The 17,401-nt window shown below is 57.5% G+C and carries 13 protein-coding genes; 6 read left to right on the top strand and 7 right to left on the bottom strand.

The features are described from left to right. The first annotated feature begins 127 nt into the window (after window positions 1–127). Window positions 128–1,876, top strand: a complete 1,749-nt coding sequence (locus tag Fuma_RS23175) for a serine/threonine protein kinase (protein ID WP_077026212.1) — start codon at window positions 128–130, stop codon at window positions 1,874–1,876. Continuing rightward, window positions 1,866–2,267, top strand: a complete 402-nt coding sequence (locus Fuma_RS23170; RefSeq protein ID WP_077026211.1) for a diacylglycerol kinase family protein — start codon at window positions 1,866–1,868, stop codon at window positions 2,265–2,267. Before Fuma_RS23175 ends, Fuma_RS23170 begins: the two co-directional genes overlap by 11 nt. Before the next feature lie 99 nt (window positions 2,268–2,366). Here Fuma_RS23170 and Fuma_RS23165 read toward each other — a convergent pair whose 3' ends face one another. From Fuma_RS23165 to Fuma_RS23150, 4 genes are read right to left on the bottom strand one after another with little or no spacing between them, the layout of a single operon-like run. Continuing rightward, window positions 2,367–3,014 (bottom strand): TVP38/TMEM64 family protein, encoded by a 648-nt coding sequence (locus Fuma_RS23165; RefSeq protein WP_077026210.1) that lies wholly within the window; start codon window positions 3,012–3,014, stop codon window positions 2,367–2,369. Beyond that, complete coding sequence (locus Fuma_RS23160) at window positions 3,011–5,623, bottom strand: endonuclease/exonuclease/phosphatase family protein (RefSeq protein ID WP_077026209.1); 2,613 nt, start codon at window positions 5,621–5,623, stop codon at window positions 3,011–3,013. Before Fuma_RS23160 ends, Fuma_RS23165 begins: the two co-directional genes overlap by 4 nt. A gap of 9 nt (window positions 5,624–5,632) precedes the next feature. Further along, complete coding sequence (locus Fuma_RS23155) at window positions 5,633–6,919, bottom strand: glycosyltransferase (protein ID WP_077026208.1); 1,287 nt, start codon at window positions 6,917–6,919, stop codon at window positions 5,633–5,635. Window positions 6,920–6,972: 53 nt separating this feature from the next. Further along, entirely contained in the window at window positions 6,973–9,354 is a 2,382-nt protein-coding gene (locus tag Fuma_RS23150) for a glycoside hydrolase family 15 protein (RefSeq protein WP_077026207.1), read from the bottom strand. Between the two features lie 243 nt (window positions 9,355–9,597). On the opposite strand from Fuma_RS23150, the gene Fuma_RS23145 reads away from it, so the two are divergent. From Fuma_RS23145 to Fuma_RS23135, 3 genes are all read left to right on the top strand, one after another. Then, window positions 9,598–12,090 (top strand): PSD1 and planctomycete cytochrome C domain-containing protein, encoded by a 2,493-nt coding sequence (locus Fuma_RS23145; protein ID WP_077026206.1) that lies wholly within the window; start codon window positions 9,598–9,600, stop codon window positions 12,088–12,090. 3 nt (window positions 12,091–12,093) lie between these two features. Beyond that, window positions 12,094–13,506 (top strand): DUF1501 domain-containing protein, encoded by a 1,413-nt coding sequence (locus Fuma_RS23140; protein ID WP_077026205.1) that lies wholly within the window; start codon window positions 12,094–12,096, stop codon window positions 13,504–13,506. 78 nt (window positions 13,507–13,584) lie between these two features. Continuing rightward, window positions 13,585–13,983, top strand: coding sequence for a DUF1559 family PulG-like putative transporter (locus Fuma_RS23135; RefSeq protein WP_077026204.1), 399 nt, complete (start codon window positions 13,585–13,587; stop codon window positions 13,981–13,983). Window position 13,984: 1 nt separating this feature from the next. Here Fuma_RS23135 and Fuma_RS23130 read toward each other — a convergent pair whose 3' ends face one another. Next, window positions 13,985–15,289 (bottom strand): IS256 family transposase, encoded by a 1,305-nt coding sequence (locus Fuma_RS23130; protein WP_077022463.1) that lies wholly within the window; start codon window positions 15,287–15,289, stop codon window positions 13,985–13,987. An 11-nt stretch (window positions 15,290–15,300) separates the two neighbouring features. Here Fuma_RS23130 and Fuma_RS34950 point away from each other — a divergent pair, with 11 nt between their 5' ends. Beyond that, a complete protein-coding gene (locus tag Fuma_RS34950; RefSeq protein WP_077026203.1) occupies window positions 15,301–15,795 on the top strand; it encodes a DUF1559 family PulG-like putative transporter in 495 nt (164 codons plus the stop codon). Here the strand turns inward: Fuma_RS34950 and Fuma_RS23120 are convergent. Further along, window positions 15,792–16,478, bottom strand: coding sequence for a DUF2306 domain-containing protein (locus Fuma_RS23120; protein WP_077026202.1), 687 nt, complete (start codon window positions 16,476–16,478; stop codon window positions 15,792–15,794). The genes Fuma_RS34950 and Fuma_RS23120 overlap by 4 nt on opposite strands. Before the next feature lie 195 nt (window positions 16,479–16,673). Next, window positions 16,674–17,390 carry a hypothetical protein gene (locus tag Fuma_RS23115; protein WP_077026201.1) on the bottom strand — a complete coding sequence of 239 codons (717 nt, stop codon included), beginning with the start codon at window positions 17,388–17,390 and terminating at the stop codon, window positions 16,674–16,676. Window positions 17,391–17,401: the final 11 nt, after the last annotated feature.

The following is a 17,401-nucleotide window of genomic DNA, read 5'->3' as shown; positions in this document are numbered from 1 at the left end:
GGTTTTGCGAGCGGTTGCGGACGCTGAGACACCTTCTGTTGTTTCCGCCCAATCCGTCTGTCAGAATCTGTGGCCACACCGACAATCTGTTCACGCACCTTGCATCACCGCCTAAGCCCGATTCATTATGGCTCCCCGCACGATAGGCCCGTTTCAACTGGACCGCCAGATCGGCGTGGGGGGAATGGGCGTTGTTTATTCTGCCATCTACCCGAAAACCGGGAAAAAGGTGGCCGTGAAAGTGCTGTCGCCCGGCTTCATGAGTGACGCGAAGGTACGCAAGCGGTTCGAACGCGAGATCGGCATTCTGAAGCGGCTGAAGCACCCCAACATCGTGAAGTACTACGGTGGCGGCACGGAGAACGGGCAGCGTTACTACGCGATGGAATTCATCGACGGGGGCTCGCTGCAGCAGGTGATCAAGAACCGCGGCCAGCTCACGTGGGAACAGGTCATCCATGTTGGGCGACAGGTCACGTCGGCTTTGGAACACGCTCACAACGCGGGCATCATTCATCGCGATTTGAAGCCAGCGAATTTGTTCCTTTCTCGTAAAGGCCATCTAAAGCTGGGCGACTTCGGCATCGCTCGAGACACCGAAGCCACCGCGCTGACGGCCGCCGGCAAAACCGTTGGAACGTACGCCTACATGGCGCCGGAACAAATCCAGGCCAGCGACCCGATCTCGCGCAAAACAGATTTGTACGCCCTGGGATGTGTGCTGTACGAACTGGTTGTCGGCGAGACACCGTTTCATTCTGACAATCCGATGGACATGCTGATGCAGCATCTTCAGGATGAGCCGTACAACGTCTGCGAAAAGGTTCCCAACTGCCCGATCGAACTTGGCAAGCTGATCGATCGACTGTTGGAAAAGAAGCCCGACGATCGACCATATGACGCGTTGGCCGTTCATACGGATCTGGGCGAGATCAAAGAACGAGCGGACTCCGGGGTCGGAGCGGCGCTGGCGGACACCGTCGTGTCGGGCAGCGCGGTCGGTTCCGGAACCGGCAAGCCGAAGTCTGTCGGCGCACGCAAAAAGAAAAAGAAGAAACGAAAAAAGAAGGGGCCGATCCACGAACAAACGTGGTTTCTGGCGACGTGTCTGCTCGCACTGGTCGGTGCAACCGCATGGTTGCTGCGTCCGCCGGGCGAAGACTGGTACGCCGAACAATGGCACGAAGCCATGCAGGGCGACGAGTATGCTCAGCGCGCATCGCTGGATAAGCACATCGATCCTTACATCGAAAAGTTTCCGGCTGGTCAGCATATCGCCCGAGCACGAGAACTCTCCGCAAAGTTGCATGCCAACATGCTGGAACCGCAGCTCAAGAATCTGGCGCGCATTAACAAACCGGTGGAACCGCCCTTCAAGGCCGCCTGCGTCGAAGCTGCTCGCCTGGAAGACGAAGAAGGCCTGGTCTATGTTCCGACGTGGGAAGATCCACCGGCCACCGAGTTGCCTTCCAATCCGTTGCCCGCCTTGCAGCGATGGCAGGCACTGATTGAGCAGGGAGAAAGTTTGTCGGACACTTCAGAAGAAATCCCGTGGCTAATGCAGCTTTGCCGCAACCATCACGATTACTTCCGGCAAAAATTGATCGCAGCTGATGACGCGCGGCACATGTTTCGTGAACGGATGACCGAAGCAGAAAAGCTTTCGACTGGTGAAGAAGCGGAACAACAGCAGGCGATCGCAACCTGGAAATACGTCTACGACAATTACAAGGGCGTCGGCCGTTTTCAGGACTTCGCGGAATACGCTCGCCAGCGATTTCTGGGCCGGGAGGCCACAATTCCTGACGTCGAATCGACCGGCGGCGACACTTCGTCAACAGATGATGCACCAACGGAAGCGACAGATGGGCCTTAGATCGATCGTGCAGCGACGTGTCGCCAGCTTTCGGTTTGCTTTTCGCGGCATCCGGTTTCTGTTTGCGAGTCAGGTCCATGCGTGGATCCATCTGCTGGCGACGCTTGTTGTGATCACGGCCGGCTTCCTGCTGCGAACGACCACGACGGAGTGGTGTTTGCTGACGCTGTCAATCGGGCTTGTGTGGTCGGCCGAAGCTTTTAATACGGCCGTGGAAGTTGTTGTGGATCTCGCCAGTCCGCAACATCACGACCTCGCTGGTCGAGCCAAGGACGTGGCGGCCGGAGCGGTCCTGCTGGCGTCCATGAGCGCCGCGACCGTGGGCTTGATTGTGTTCGGGCCGAAACTGCTGCCTCACCTGAACGCCCCCGCCTTCAGGATTTTCGAGTAGGCGACAACCGGGATTTGTCTCAGCACAGTGCAAGCGATGAGCGACCCAGTTCAATGCTGCCGCTGCCGTTAACATCATGCATTTTTGTGAACCACCTCATCAACTGTCGCTGAGACGCGACTTCAGCCAGTTGGTGAGCAGGATCATGACGACGGCCAGCAGGCCGAACCCTATCATCCAGCCGACGTTCATCCGGGCGGCAGCCGATCCGAGGCCGATGAACGGGATCGCATTCAGGACGTGGAACAGCCACACAATCCAGAGGTAGCGAGTGAACGGCAGATCCGTTAACGCCAGTGAGTACAGTTTGACGGCGTACGGAAGCCCGGGCACCGTTACGAAGACGGATGTGAACCAGATCTGGTGCTTTTCCGGAATGCGGGGCAGACTAAATCGAGTCTTCTCCAGCCAGCGTTCCAGGGGCTCACGGAAGAACCCATGAGCCAGATGCCATGCGACAAACGTGTGGAAGCCCATCGCGAAAACGGCGATTATGATTGCGGTCATCGTCCCGAATTTCATGCCACTCGCCAGCAACACGATGCTGATGGGAAAACCCACTAACGGCAGGGTGAGATAGGCCGGCACAAACAGCCATGCAGGCAGCGAAGCGGCGAATCGTTTCAGGTTGTCCTGAGTCAAATCGCCCTGCAAATAGAAGTGCAGCAGCACTCCAACAATAGCCGCGATCACCAACACCTTCAGCGCGGGCAGTGCAAGCGGTTTCGTTTCTGCTGCCGATGTCATAGCTGCGCGCCGGGGGCCAGACCGCCGTTAGATACGACCTGCCCTGTCGAATGCGGCAGGCTGCGATGCGATTCGAAATCTGTCTTGGAGTGCCGCGCGGAACTGGTGTGATGATGCACGGTCACTTCGGCAACCAGAGGCAAGTGGTCGGAGGCCACGGAGGTCGTGTGGTTCTTCAGCACGGTGACGTGCTCCACAACGATGTGTCGACTTAGCAGGATGTAGTCGATGCGTCGCAGCGGCAGGATGGACGCGAAGGTCGCCTGAGGACGATGGTCGTCAGCCAGCACCTGAGCGCAGTGAAAGCGTTTGAGAAGACGCTGCAGGACAGCCGATTTTGGCCCCGCATTCAGGTCGCCGCACAGAAGGACCGGTTCGTGCTGTTCGATGTCGGCCAGCCAGCGGTCGCTTAGCAGTTCTTCAACCTGCTGCACACGTTCTTTTGTGCGAAGACCCAGATGCGTGTTAATCACATGTATGGGGCCGACGCCTGTTTCGACAGTCACCCAAATGGCACCGCGAGCTTCGCGTCTGGTGCGGTGGTCGGCATCCGTCAGCGTGTCTTCTCGCACAGACGTAATCGGAAAACGGCTTAGGATCGCCAGGCCGTAGCGTTCGGAATCGTTCGACCACACCGGAAAGAAGCGGTGATACATGCCTAATTCAGCGGCAATTTCTGAGGTCTGATCGTGGTGATTCGAACGTAATCGGTTTTCGTCCATTTCCTGCAAGCACACGACATCAGCTTTGGCGGCTGCGATCACTTGAGCAATTCGCTGCGGGCGACACTTTCCATCCATGCCGATGCAATGGTGAGTGTTGTACGTCATGATTCGCAGACGCTGCGAGTCTTTTGGTGACGTCTGCGATTTGGCTGATGCAACACGGTGTTGCGCGTTCGGCAGCGCGCCAGGAGTGTGTTCCGGAGTGTGTTCCGGAGTGTCTGATTCCGACCGGACGATCACGTCTGACACCGGTTGCCTCCGCAGAAACGCCAGCCCCGCGGCGTGCAGGTCGATTCCGCGAACGTATGCTTCGCCGCCGAGTGTTCGGCGCGGCTTGAGCGACCAGATCGCTGGCAGCAGCGCAAAGCCTCGCGTTTCTGCGGTCCCGATGCTGCCGTGAGCACCGCTTTCCGGAGCGAACGAAATCGGCGGCTTGTCGGGATCCCAACCGAGCAGGATGAGGTCGCCGATGTCGGGATGATCACAGAGACTCAACAGGTCTTCCTGAACTTCCCGGGCGAATCGATGCTGGCTTCCGGCCACGGCCTCGAAGTCTTCCGCGACACTCCACAAACCGCGAGCATTGCGACCGAAGATTTCTCCCGTTTGCAACTTGTAAACAACCAATGGTACATGCTGCTCATTCACCAACACATTGGCCGCCGCAGCTTTGTCGTCATCCGTTACAGGCACCGGAAAATAGACATGTCCGATCGGCCCCATGGCGGTCACCACAACATTTTCGGCCAGTTCCTTTGCGGTGAGCGTTGCTGTTGGCCGACGCCCCTTTTTAATCTTCAGCAGGCGGCGCATGTTTTGGTCCATATAGCTGCCGTGATGAAGAACTGTGTCAATGTTGTGGACAAGGCGTTCGGCCAGAGGTCCGCTTTCCAGAGCTTTCGTGATGGCCTGCTGCACCGTCTGCTGAAACGCGAATTCATATGCGACGACGTCTTCCTGACCATGGTCTGAGAACACGACCACTTCGTAATCGCGCCGATCAGATCGCCGCGCCGTCAGAAAAATGTCTTTGATGACTCTGTCGATTCCCTTCAGCCCCCAATGAGCGAACGCGCTTTTGGGGCCTCGACGGTGCGCCTGTTCGTCATAGCCCAGCAGGTTTGCGTACACCACTGGCACGCCGCGCGCGATCGACAGTTTCATGACCACGCGGACCCATTCTCGCAGGACGATGGAAATCAATACGCGGGCAGGGACGAACTTGAACTCCGAACGCCAATCGCTGCGAGTCCACAGTCCACGCACGAGGTCGACGACGGCCACTAGAACCTCAATTACCGCCAGGATTCCGATCCGCAGCAACGTAAACGAATACATCAACAGCATAAGCAGAAAATGGATCGGATTGATGCCCTTGAAGGTGCTCGCCAGGTCGGCCGTCTCAATGCAGCATCGAGCTTCCTCACTGCCGCCGGAATATATGTTGGAAAAGCTGGCACCGGATTTCAGGAGCGGGTCAGCAGTCGCGAAGCGTTCCTTCACGATTTCCGCGATCGCGTCGTGCTCGTACATACACACGACTTTGCCGGATTCGCGGTGCAGAAACTGGAACGCCGGCACGGCCCCTTTCACGCCATACATGACCTCACCCTGAACAGCGGGCGTACACGATGGCACTCCCGAATAGAAGCTCATGCGATCGAAGTAGCCGCGGTCGATCATCTTCTTCAGAAATGGCAGACGCCCGTTTCCCACGGCGGCTTCGAACTGCTTCCGAGACAGCCCGTCAACCTGCAGGACGATCAGGCCGGGTTCGTGCGAAGGCGGCACGTTTGTTTCGAACCCCGTCCATCGTGAGATGAGTTCCGACCGGCTGAAGCGTCTGATGAGTCGACGTTTGAAATTTCCAATTTTTGTAAGCATGTGAACGTTCTACGTCATGACGGCTCGTGTCGCGTCTGTGTCTGTTACCGCAGCAGATAGTGCGGACGCTTTTTCGACCAGCAATTTCCATTCGGCTTCCAGTCGTCCCTGCATCTGGTCCCATGCAGTAAATTCGTGGTCATGGCTGGCTTCGAATTCAGCCACCAGGTCCGCGTACAGCTTGGCCAACCGATCGGCGCAACATTTCAGGCCGTAGGGTTTCGCTGTTTCTCTCGCAACTTCCCGAATGCGACTCAGACGATGCGTCTCTGCCGTGAGTTCCATCAGTGCCTCGGCGAACGTTGCTTCGGTGGCGTCGTGCTCCAGCAGTCGCCCGTTACGTTCTTCGACAACTTCCCGGATTCCGGGGCCGTCCAAAGCCACGATGGGATTGCCAGCGGCCAATGCTTCGGCAATCACCATGCCCTGAGTTTCGGATTGCGACGCGAAGGCAAACACATCCATCGAAGCGTAGGCGTCGGCGAGATCCTGTCCGGTCTGGCGACCAGTGAACACCAATTGGTCCGAACCCACATGGGTTGTTAGCGCCTCCTCCATCCGCTGCCTGTCGTTGCCGTCGCCTACGACAACAAACACAGCGTCGTACTTCTGCGACAGAAACTGCCCGACGCCTTCGGCCAGAAACGCGAGATTCTTTTCCTCAGCAAGGCGGCCCACGTGCCCGACGACGATCGCATCGTGGTCGATGCCGTGCCGCGTTCGAAACGCCTGGCGGTCTCCACTGCCGAAAAAATCCAGATCGATGCCCGTTGGAATGGTGGTGATCGGCACGGTGACACCCCGTTTGCGAAGCAGAGCCTCGATGCTCTCGCTGGGCGCGATCACGTGGTTGCACAAGTTGCAGTATTCTGTCGCCATTTGGATGGCCACTCGCTGCATCGCTTCGGAATCCAGCGGCACATAGTGTGTGTACTGTTCGTACATCGTGTGATGAGTGAACACCAGCGGCAGGCCTCGTTCGTAGGCCGTTCGCAATGCAGTGTCGCCAAGCAGAAACGGATGGTGACTGTGAATCAGGTTAGGTTGAACCTGGTCAATGAATTCAGAAACGACCCATGGCTGCGGTAGTCGCAGCGAAAAGTCGCTGCCATTGAAGTTCTGAATCGCCGGCACACGCAGCACGTGATCGGTGGATTCTTCCGCCCCTTCGAATTCCGGTGCCACTACGCTGACGTCGAAGCCCCGATCACGAAATTCCGTCTCGTAGGTGAATACGCTATTGGCCACGCCGCCGACATGAGGGCGGTACGTGTTCGTAAACATGGTGACGTTCATCGTTCTGTTTCCGTGTGAAGGTTTGTTTCCTGAAGCATGGCCGTCGAACTTCGCTATCTGTCTTTGTGGCTTGGCACGTGAGGTCTTTCGTCAACTCGGAACTCGTCCGCCGACTGTCGCTTCAATGCAATCGACGTGCCATCGTTGACGTTCTGCAACGCTTCGAATCCTGGAATGCGGACGTCGATGGGTGGCTTCTCACGGTGCCAATGTCCGTCGATGACAAGCCGAGGGTTCGAGGCCGGCTGAACAATTCGAACGCTCACCCTGCCCCACGCGGTCAAAGTCGGACCAAAGGCGAGATCTGTGTCCTGATCGAACCACTCGCGGTACAGGCCCGAACCAATCACGAGCCGGTCTGGTTCTTCGCGCACAAAACAGTTGCGAATCATCATGACCCATTCACCTGCGGCCCAACCGTGCTGGCCATCGCCCATGCATCCGCCCAGTGTGCGAGGGTGGATGGCTTCCGGCCACTGACCAGTCGGCGATGCGAGGTCTGCCACGGCGTCGACCAGATCGCGCCACCGTTCGTCGCCGTTTCGTAGCAACGTTTGAGCAATATCCAGAGTCAGGTAGGCATTGATGCCGGAATGGATCATGTCCTGCATAAAGCCGCCACGGTGGAAGTGCTTCTGCAGCAATGCCTCGATGGTCGCTTGAATGCGAGGATCGTTGGGGGGCGTAAGTTGCAGAGGATAATCAGCAACCAGCGAACCAATGGCTCCCGCATCCATGCGGCGATAAGGCGAAGCCGGAATACCGCCCTGCGTTCGCGAAGTTGGCAGGTCCTGCAAGCTGCGTTCAATGGAATCGCGAATTTCATCGGCGGTCGCTGAGGCCTTTGTCGCTTTTGCATCGTCGCCAGCATCGCGGTAGATCTCACTGGCCGCTCGCAAGCCGGCTTCTGCCCAGAAGTCGTCCCAGTAGTAGAAGTCATTCGGCCCCAAGTGTTCCGCGCTAAACCCAGCCGGAAGCAGACCGGCATGCCGTTTTTTCGCATCTGCTGGGACTCGCTTACGATCGATCCAGGCAACCGCTTTATCCAGCGTGCCATACAGTTCGCTCGTCAACGGCGAATGAGTCAGCTTGCGAAAGCGGTTCAAAATCCACAGCACCTGCCCGTTGGAATCCCACTCGCCTTCCTGCGACCGGAAGTACCCGTTGTGCTGCTGCCGCGACGGAAATTCGTTCAGCATGCGGCGACAACGATCCACAAAGCCCACGCTCAGTAATGGGTTCATCATCAGGCACGCATCGCGAAACCAGAAGCGCCGGTAGGTGTATGGGCCGGGCACGATGTCGTCGACTGATAGCAGGACCAGAGTTTTTAAAGCTCCGTCGTACAAGCGTTGAATTCGCGAGTCTGGCACCGTCAGAGTTGCTGCATCGGCCATGACTTCCGGCCATGTGACTTCCGGATGAAACTTCTGCGGATGCCCCTGCACTTGAAGCTCGGCGGCCAGAGGAACTCGCACGACAAGCTGCATGCTGTCGCCCTCGAAGTCGTACACGGACGCCGCCGTCGCCATTCCCTGATCGCACCGCATTGTCGTCGAAGTGGCGGAATCCTGAGGTGGCGCGGATTGGTCGGCCTCGGCAGCGGGATTGATTTGATACAGCACGTCGCCTTCGTCGTAGTGTGAAGTCAGCAGGCGATTGGCTTTGCGGTCGGTGATTACTTGAGTCGTGTCGTTGACTTTCCAGCCGGTTGCATCCGGCAACGCTTCCACGCTGTCGACGAACTGAACACCTTCCGGGTTGTAAGGCCGAATCGCCATGGCCAGCGAACCGCCTGCGGGGCTGGCCGCATCGATGGTGATCTTCAACACAGGCTGCGCTGGGGATTCTGATTTCAGCGGAACACCGGGGCGGTCTTCTACGACAACTTCCACGCGCTGGCGAAGTTGTAACTCGGACTTCCAGAGGTTGGTTTGTACCGCCAGGCGGCCGTCTGTTTTCAATGACTGGTCGACGTCATCATCCAGGGTACGACTGGGAATCAGCTGCTGGCCGTCGGGGTCGGTCAGCCAGAAGTCGATAGACCAGCCGTCATGCAGTGGCGTGACCAGCCCCCGCGGATCGACGATCGGGTACAGTGAAAGCTCAGGCAGCCCGACGGCCGTCCAGTTGCGATGAGTCAGATTAATATGACTGAATGAGAACGCTCGCGGGACAAAGGATTCATCAGCTGGGTCAAATTGTCGCTCAACCCAATAAGGCCACACCCAGTCCAGGTTGTGCTGAATGGCTTTGGTGTTGATTAAGCCTCGTGCATGGAAGTGGATGCCGGCGCGCAGCAGTTCGATGGGCTCCTGCACCTCAGATTGCTGAGAGAACTGGCGGATTCGAGCTAGCCACAACGACGGGTCTGCGATGCCGTAGTTGCGAGCCGCTTTGCGGACAATCATCTTCCATGGAAGGAAACGGAACATTTCTTTTGCTCTCGGGTTTAGAACTGGTCGATTCACAGAGTTGCAATTCGCGTGCCGTAGAAAGGGGTGTCGCCTTTGCCGAGGAAAATCGCCGCTGCAAGCGGGTTGCGGTCACCACGCGCGATGAACGCGCACACTGGCCGCTCAGCAACCAGCCATTCGGCGTCTCCGTCTCAGACCAAACTTTACGACAGGTTTCGGTGCGGTTAGCATGGGAGCGTGAAAACCAACACCCCCCTACTGATGCCTTGCCTCCTGGCCGCAGCGGCCTGCCTTAGCCCCTCGTCCCGCGCTGAGGATCTACCTGCTCACCAGGTGGAATTCTTTGAAAAAAGCGTTCGGCCGCTGCTGGCCGCTCGCTGCTATTCGTGCCATGCGGTGAAGACCGGCAAGGCAGAAGGCGGGCTGACGCTGGATAGCCGTGCCGGCTGGCAAACCGGCGGCGAAAGTGGCCCGGCGATTGTGCCAGCAGACGTTGACGCCAGTCTCCTGATTTCGGCGGTGCGGTACGTAGACGCTGACTTGCAGATGCCGCCCGATAAGGCGTTGCCGAAGGAAGCCGTGGCGGTGTTGGAACGTTGGGTGAAGATGGGAGCCCCGGATCCTCGCGAAAAGGTGATGACCGACACCGCCGCATCACCGGCGCCGTCTGATCCTGTTGCGGGACGTGAGCACTGGGCGTTTCAGCCATTGGAGCAAACCGACATTCCGAAGGTTCAGAACTCAGACTGGCCGCGATCCGAGATTGATTATTTCGTGCTGGCGGAATTGGAAGCGACGAAGCTTTCGCCCGCCACCGACACAGATCGTCGTACGCTGCTGCGTCGTACGTGCTTTCAGTTGACGGGGCTTCCACCGACCGCTGAGCAGACCGCGACGTTCCTGCGCGAAGATAACGCCGCCGCGTTCGACGCGCTCGTGGGCGAGTTGTTGGCCTCGCCTCAGTTTGGCGAACGCTGGGGACGTCACTGGCTGGACCTGGCTCGGTATGCCGATTCGAACGGGCTGGACGAAAACTTTCTGTTCCGCGAAGCATGGCGCTATCGCAATTGGGTGATTGCCGCCGCTAACAACGACATGCCGTACGACGAATTTTTGCGGCAACAAATTGCGGGTGACCTGCTGCCCTTCGATTCTATCGAACAGCGTGATCAGCAACGTGTCGCGGCCGGATTTTTGGTGATGGGGCCAAAGGTGCTGCTGGGCAACGATGCCAACGAACGCATCATGGACGTCGCGGATGAACAGCTTGATACCATCGGCAAAACGGTACTCGGGCAAACACTCGGCTGTGCCCGCTGTCATGATCATAAGTTCGATCCCGTGCCAACTGCAGACTACTACGCGATGGCGGGCATCTTCACGTCGACGCACGTGATGGAACAACGCTACATGCTCGGGCAGCAACGAGTCATGGAGCAACTTGTGGGACTCGGCCCGGACGGCGAAAACGTGGACAACGACTACGAAGCCTTCTGGCGTGAGAAAGCCCAACGCGAGGAACACCTCAAGCACGCTCGTGAGACGCTGAAGTTGTTGAAAGCCGGAAAACTCGACGCACTGACTGCGTTCGTAAAGGAACACGGCAAGGCGATTGCAAAAAGTGTGATGGACGAGGCACTGTCGATCGACGAACGGATTAAGTTGCAGGAGGCTTACGTGGCTGAAGCCGATGCTGCTGCGAAGCCGCGTAAAATTCCGCCGCGAGCCATGATACCAGCTGACAGCAAGTCGCCGAAGGACGAAGCGATTCGGATTGCCGGACAGTTTAACCGGCCCGGCGACACTGTTCCTCGCGGCGTGTTGCAGGTCGTTTCAGATCACGGTATCGAAATTCCTGACGGCCAAAGCGGACGGCTGCAACTGGCAGACTGGCTATGCGATGTCGACAATGGTGCCGGTCGTCTGGCAGCTCGCGTGTATGCCAACCGCGTCTGGCGGCACCTGATTGGTCGCGGTCTGGTGCGCACCGTGGACAACTTTGGGCGTACCGGTGAAGAACCCAGTCATCCGCAATTGCTGGATTATCTGGCCACGAAGCTGATCGAATCCGGCTGGTCAACGAAGGCCCTGATTCGCGAAATTGTCCTCAGCCGAACATTCGCCCTCAGCAGCGAGCATAACGAAGCGGCTCACGCTGTGGATCCCGACAACCAATTGCTGTGGCGAGCTCACCGACGCCGATTGACCCCCGAGGCCCTTCGTGACGCTATGTTGTCGGCTGCGGGAACTCTTGATCTGACGCCCATGGATTCTACCGTGTCTTATCTGGGCGATCAGGCCACGGCGGTCGGGGCGAACACGAATCGGCGGCGCACCGACTTTCCCTGCCGCAGCGTGTATCTGCCTGTGATTCGCAACGACTTGCCCGAGGTCTTTGACGCCTTTGACTTCGCGGACCCTCACGCCACCACCGGCATGCGACCGGAAACAATGGTGGCGACTCAGGGGCTGTTTATCCTGAACGATGCCTCCGTGATGGACGCCGCCGAAGCCACTTCGCGCAGAATTCTGACGGAAGTGTCGCCACAGGATTTGGAACGCATCGTCGACCTCATGTTTGCATGGATCGTGAACGACACGCCCACCGCTGCCGAACGCGGAAGCCTTGTTGAGTTTCTGCGGTCAACAACCGAAGAATTAAAGCACGCCGGCGAGAAAGAACCTGCGGTACGAGCGCTCGCGATTGCCTGCCACGCCCTGTTTGCGTCGAGCCGTTTTCAGATTTTGGAGTAGCCGATGACGTGCCACCAATTCACAAGTGCAACAACTCGCCGATCGATGCTGCAAACCAGTGCCGCTGGCTTCGGTCAGGTGGCGCTGGCCGCTCTGGCGGGTCAACAGGCGACGGCCGCAGATGGCGGTACGGCCGCTTCAGCGCCCCTTCCACACTATCCAGCGCGGGCCAAGCGAGTCATCTTTCTGTTTATGTGGGGCGGACCCAGTCATGTGGATCTGTTCGACCCCAAACCTCGCTTAAACAGCGAAGACGGCAAGCCGCTGGCGGGAAAATCGGTTGGCAGTGCCCGCGAAAACCTGGGCACGTTGCTGGGTTCACCGTTTCAATTTGACCAACACGGCGACAGTGGGATTTGGATTAGCGAGCTGTTTCCGAAGCTGGCGCGACATGCGGACAAGATGTGCGTGATACGGTCAATGCACACAGAAGGGAACGCTCATGGTGAAGCGTTACTGCGACTGCATACAGGCCAGGCCAGTCTGGTGAGGCCCAGCGTGGGGGCGTGGGTGAGCTACGGTCTTGGCTGCGAAAGCGACAGCCTGCCGGCCTTCCTGACAATTTCTCCGCCGCGAGGGCACGGCGGTGTGCAAAACTACGGCAGCGCGTTTCTGCCAGCCAGGCATCAGGGAACCGCCATTGGGTCGGCTGAGATACCAATTTCAAAGGCCGTCGTTTCGAATCTCGGCAACAACCGCATTGGCTCCGGCCTGCAGCGAAAGCAGTTGGACCTGATTCAATCGCTCAACCGACAACACCTGCAGCAAACGACAATCGACAAGAACATCGAAGGGCTGATCGCTAACTACGAACTCGCCTTTCGTATGCAGTCCACCATGCCGCAGATCATGAACCTGGCCGATGAATCAAAAGCCACGCTGGATCTGTACGGTATCGATTCTGAGCCCACCGACAATTTCGGCCGTCAGTGCTTGCTGGCCCGCAAGTTTGCGGAAAGCGGTGTGAGGTATATTCAGGTGTCGACTGATTACACGTGGGATCATCACAACGCCGTGGTCAAAGGCAGCGTCGGGGAATCGGCCAAAGTGGACCGTCCCATCGCCGGACTGCTGCAGGATCTGGATCAACGAGGACTGTTGGAAGACACGCTGGTTGTGTGGGGCTCAGAATTCGGACGCACGCCGATGGTCGAAAATGGTGACGGGCGCAATCACCATCCCCAGGGTTTCACCATGTGGATGGCTGGCGGAGGAGCAAAGCCTGGTTTGACATACGGTTCCACAGACGAATTCGGATATGCGCCGGTCGAGAACCCCGTGCATATGCACGATCTTCATGCCACGATTTTGCACGCGTTGGGACTCGACCACGAACGCCTGACCTACCGGCACGCTGGCCGCGACTTCCGCTTAACAGACGTGTACGGCAACGTCGTTCACGACGTACTGACGTGATTGGCGAAGCTGCGAGGAGGACCGGGATTGGAGTCGCTGGAATGAAATTCTGATTGTCCCTTATGCGAGTACCACGCCATGGCAGAGAATCCTTATTCGCAACCTGAATCCAGTGACCAGGCGGTAAGTTCGAGTTCCGGTGTCGTCCGGAGTGTCGTAAAAGTAGTCGGCTTGGTGCTAATCGGGGGCGTGCTTCTGGCGATGTTGCTGCCGTTCAACCGTGGCAGTGAGGCACCACGCCGCTTGCAGTGTAAGAACAATCTTAAACAGATCGGCCTGGCACTCCACAATTATCACGACGTCTACGAAGCCTTTCCGCCCGCCTTTACGGTGAATTCAGACGGCCATCCGCTGCATAGCTGGCGCACGCTGATTTTGCCGTTTATGGAACAGCAGGCGTTGTACGACAGCATCGACCTCTCGAAACCGTGGAGCGATCCGGGAGCAATTGTCAAATGTTGTGTTTTGGGTTTTTGATTTAGGCGGCGATATCATCCTGCATGATTCCGTCTTTGAAGGAACGTCCTTCGATGACGAGTGTGATCTTTTCGTGGCAGTTGAGTCGTCTCCATTTCTTCGATGCTGACTGAGCCAGCTTGAACATCATCGCTAAGCTCGCCCGTCTTGTTCCGCTGCCTTTGGTCTTGCGGTGACGAAGGCGGATCGTCGCGAAGGTGGATTCGATCGGGTTGGTTGTCCGCAAGTGGCTCCAGTGTTCGGCCGGGAAATCGTAGAACGTCAGCAGCTCGTCGCGGTCCTTCTTCAGGCAATCGCAAGCCGCTGCATACTTCGCACCGTACTTTTCAATGAATTTATCGAACGCTTTGTTCGCATCGTCCTTCGTTTCTGCCTGCCAGATTTCGTGCAGGTCGCCTTTCGCTTTGGGTTGAACGCTCTTAGGCATCTTGTTGAGAACATTGGCCGTCTTGTGAACCCAACAGCGTTGTTCACGAGTCTCGGGGAATACTTTGCGGATCGCGGCCCAGAAGCCAAGCGCACCATCGCCAACGGCAACCTTCGGTGACAATTGCAGGCCACGTTGCTTCAAGTCGACCAGTAACTCGCACCAGCTCTGCTCGCTCTCGCGGTAACCGTCCAGCACCGCGATCAATTCTTTCTGGCCTTCCGGCGTAGCCCCCATCAGCACCAGCAAACACTGCTTTTTATTGGCGTCATCCTCCAGTCGGACCTTCGCGTGAATGCCGTCGGCCCAGATGTAAACGTACTGCTTGTTCGATAGATCCCGCTTGCTCCAGTCATCGTATTCGCTGCACCACTGATCCTTGAGCCGGCAAACCACGTTGGGACTCAGCCCGGCGGCCCGCTCGCCGACGAGCGACTGCAACGCCTCGTTGAAGTCACCCGTGGAAATTCCTTTGAGGTAAAGCCAGGGGATGAGTTCTTCAATGGCCTTCGTTTTTCGCAGATAGCTCGGAAGCACGCTTGGCGAGAAAGCCACCCGTTTTTCGCGATCAGGATCGTTGTCGCGGACACGCCCCTGAGTGACCGGAATCGCTCCGGCACCGGTGAGGATGTCCCGCTCCGGAAGGCTTCCGTTCTTGACGACCAGTCGCCGGCCGTGCTCGTCAGTCCGATCCGCATGCATGGCGACGAACGCATCCACCTCGGCATCGACTGCGGTTTGTAGCATCCGCCTGGCTCCCTCACGGACAATCTCGTCGAGCGGACTTCGCTCGTCGAACTGAGCCCGAAAGGAAATCACTTCGGGATCGAGCGCTTGACCCACTGGCACTTTGGTTCGGTCTGTTTTAGTCTTGCTCATAGCGTATTCCTTTGCCCACTTCGGGCCGTTGGAGAGGAGAAGTTCCAACAGGATGCGCCACCTTTCTCATTCACTCAAGAACACAACTTTCGACAATAACTCGCGATCCGGCGAACCGTGCCGCCTTCGAATCGAACCTGAAAGCTTATCGATGCCCTTCGTCCGACGTCCCGGATGGCCACACGACGTATCTTGGCGTGACCGGCCCGAACAGCGTTTTCTATTCCACGGAAGCAGTACAACTTCAGGATATCACCGACGGCACCAGCAACACGCTATTGGTCATGGAAGTGCCGCTTGAGTTTTCCGTTCACTGGATGGCACCTCACGATGCGGATCTGCCGCTTGTGTTGAACCTGAAGTCAGATGCCGAGAAGGCTCATATGGGCGGTGCTCAGGCATTGTTCGGGGACGGTAGTGTCCGCTATCTTTCGAAGAACATCGCTTTGGAAACGTTGGAAGCTCTTGTCACGATCAACGTCGGCGAGACCGTCGGCGAATTCTAACCCGCGCCGCGCGAATCGTTTACGCCGCGCAGCGGACTGAACTTCTGCTGACGAAAGACCCACGTCGCCTCCAGCGCTGCCAACGGCACAACCCAGCACGCCCATGCATTCAGCGGATACAGCCACTCGCTGTAGTAGCCTGCCACCGTTGCCAACCCGCCGATGACTCGCAGCACGACCGCCGAACACAGCAGGACATAACACCGCCACATCCACCGCTGATGAAAAGCGAAGCGTCGCTTCACCGCAGCAAACCAGCCCATCGCAATGCTAAATCCCGTCGCAATCGCCAAAGCGGCAAAACCCAACTCGGCGACCCAGCCGCTTTCGGCATTGAAGGCCATCCAAAGGCCACTCGGAGTCACCAGCCCCAATACATTGGCACCCTGAACCCGTCCCAACACGCGATGCCACTGCGGCCATTTCCTGCGAAACCGGCCACTCAATAACAGCATCCCCAGAACCAGCGAGACTGGCCCGGATGCAATGTGAACATAGAACGCCCATTGGTAGCTTCCAAAGAAATACGCCTCACGCCCGCGTAGAAAGTTGGTTGTGAAGTCGGGGGGAAGGTAACCGCGATAACTGAGTACGACGCTGGAAGTGACGCGAAGGATCAGAACACTTGCGCAGATAAGAAGTAGATATCGCAGAGTCCGAAACTGATCGTCGCCTCGCTTCACGATTAGCTCTCCTCACGAAAACGCTTCGCCGTTCCGATGTCGCCTTGCTGGCCGCATGGCTCGACCGTCCATCGCGTTGGTTTGCCGCATGCGGATGGCTTAAAGGTTGTTGGCACCATTTCGCTCCGAAAATGGATTGCCTGTACAGGTCGTTCAAAGGGGCTGCGCTGCGAAGTTACCTCAATTACGCGAGCGTCACTGTTCCGTTTTCGTGACAACAGGGCCTTCGATTAGGAGTGTTCGTAGCGTGCTGGAATACTGCAGCCGATCAGACGGGATTTCGTATGTGACGCCTGCTACCTCTAGCTTGGCTGGCCCAGATACGTGTTTAGACAGCCAAGACGACACGACTTCGGCATCTGAGCCCTGAAATTCGAATACGCCCAGTCTTTCAAATTGCTTGGCGGCCTCGACCTCAAATTGTGAACTCCCGTAGTCAGCGACCCGAACGCTCACCATATGCACAAACTTTCCTTTTACGCCGTAAATGTCGACCAGCACCATCACATCGTCATTGTCGTGGCCACTCTGAAAATGCCAAATATGCATCAACGGATCCGGGGTTGGGTGCCCGGCAGGTCCGTACCGCATCCGATCCAGATAACCGTGACCACCGCCCTGAACGCCAAACCCACCTCGCAACAGGCCTTGGTTGATGTACGTCTGCACCAAGTCGTCGGGAACAACGCCGGGGATCTGTCGGGGATTCAGGTAGACTGATGAAAAGCGACTAACCGATCGAGGAGCGGGTGTACGAGGTCGCTTCTCAAACCACGTCGGATGTGTCAATGCAAGCTGAAGCATTCCCGCCAGCGCAACCAGCACTATAAGTCCAACTGCCGTACTGCCTGAAATCCAGCGTGGGCTAATTCTGGCCGATTCTTCCTTCCGCCCATCTCCACCACCCATCATGTCTCCGTTAC

Source organism: Fuerstiella marisgermanici (genome assembly GCF_001983935.1).
Taxonomy (GTDB): Bacteria; Planctomycetota; Planctomycetia; order Planctomycetales; family Planctomycetaceae; genus Fuerstiella; species Fuerstiella marisgermanici.
Note: the sequence above shows the minus strand (reverse complement) of the source record. Positions and strands in the feature narration are given on the sequence as shown.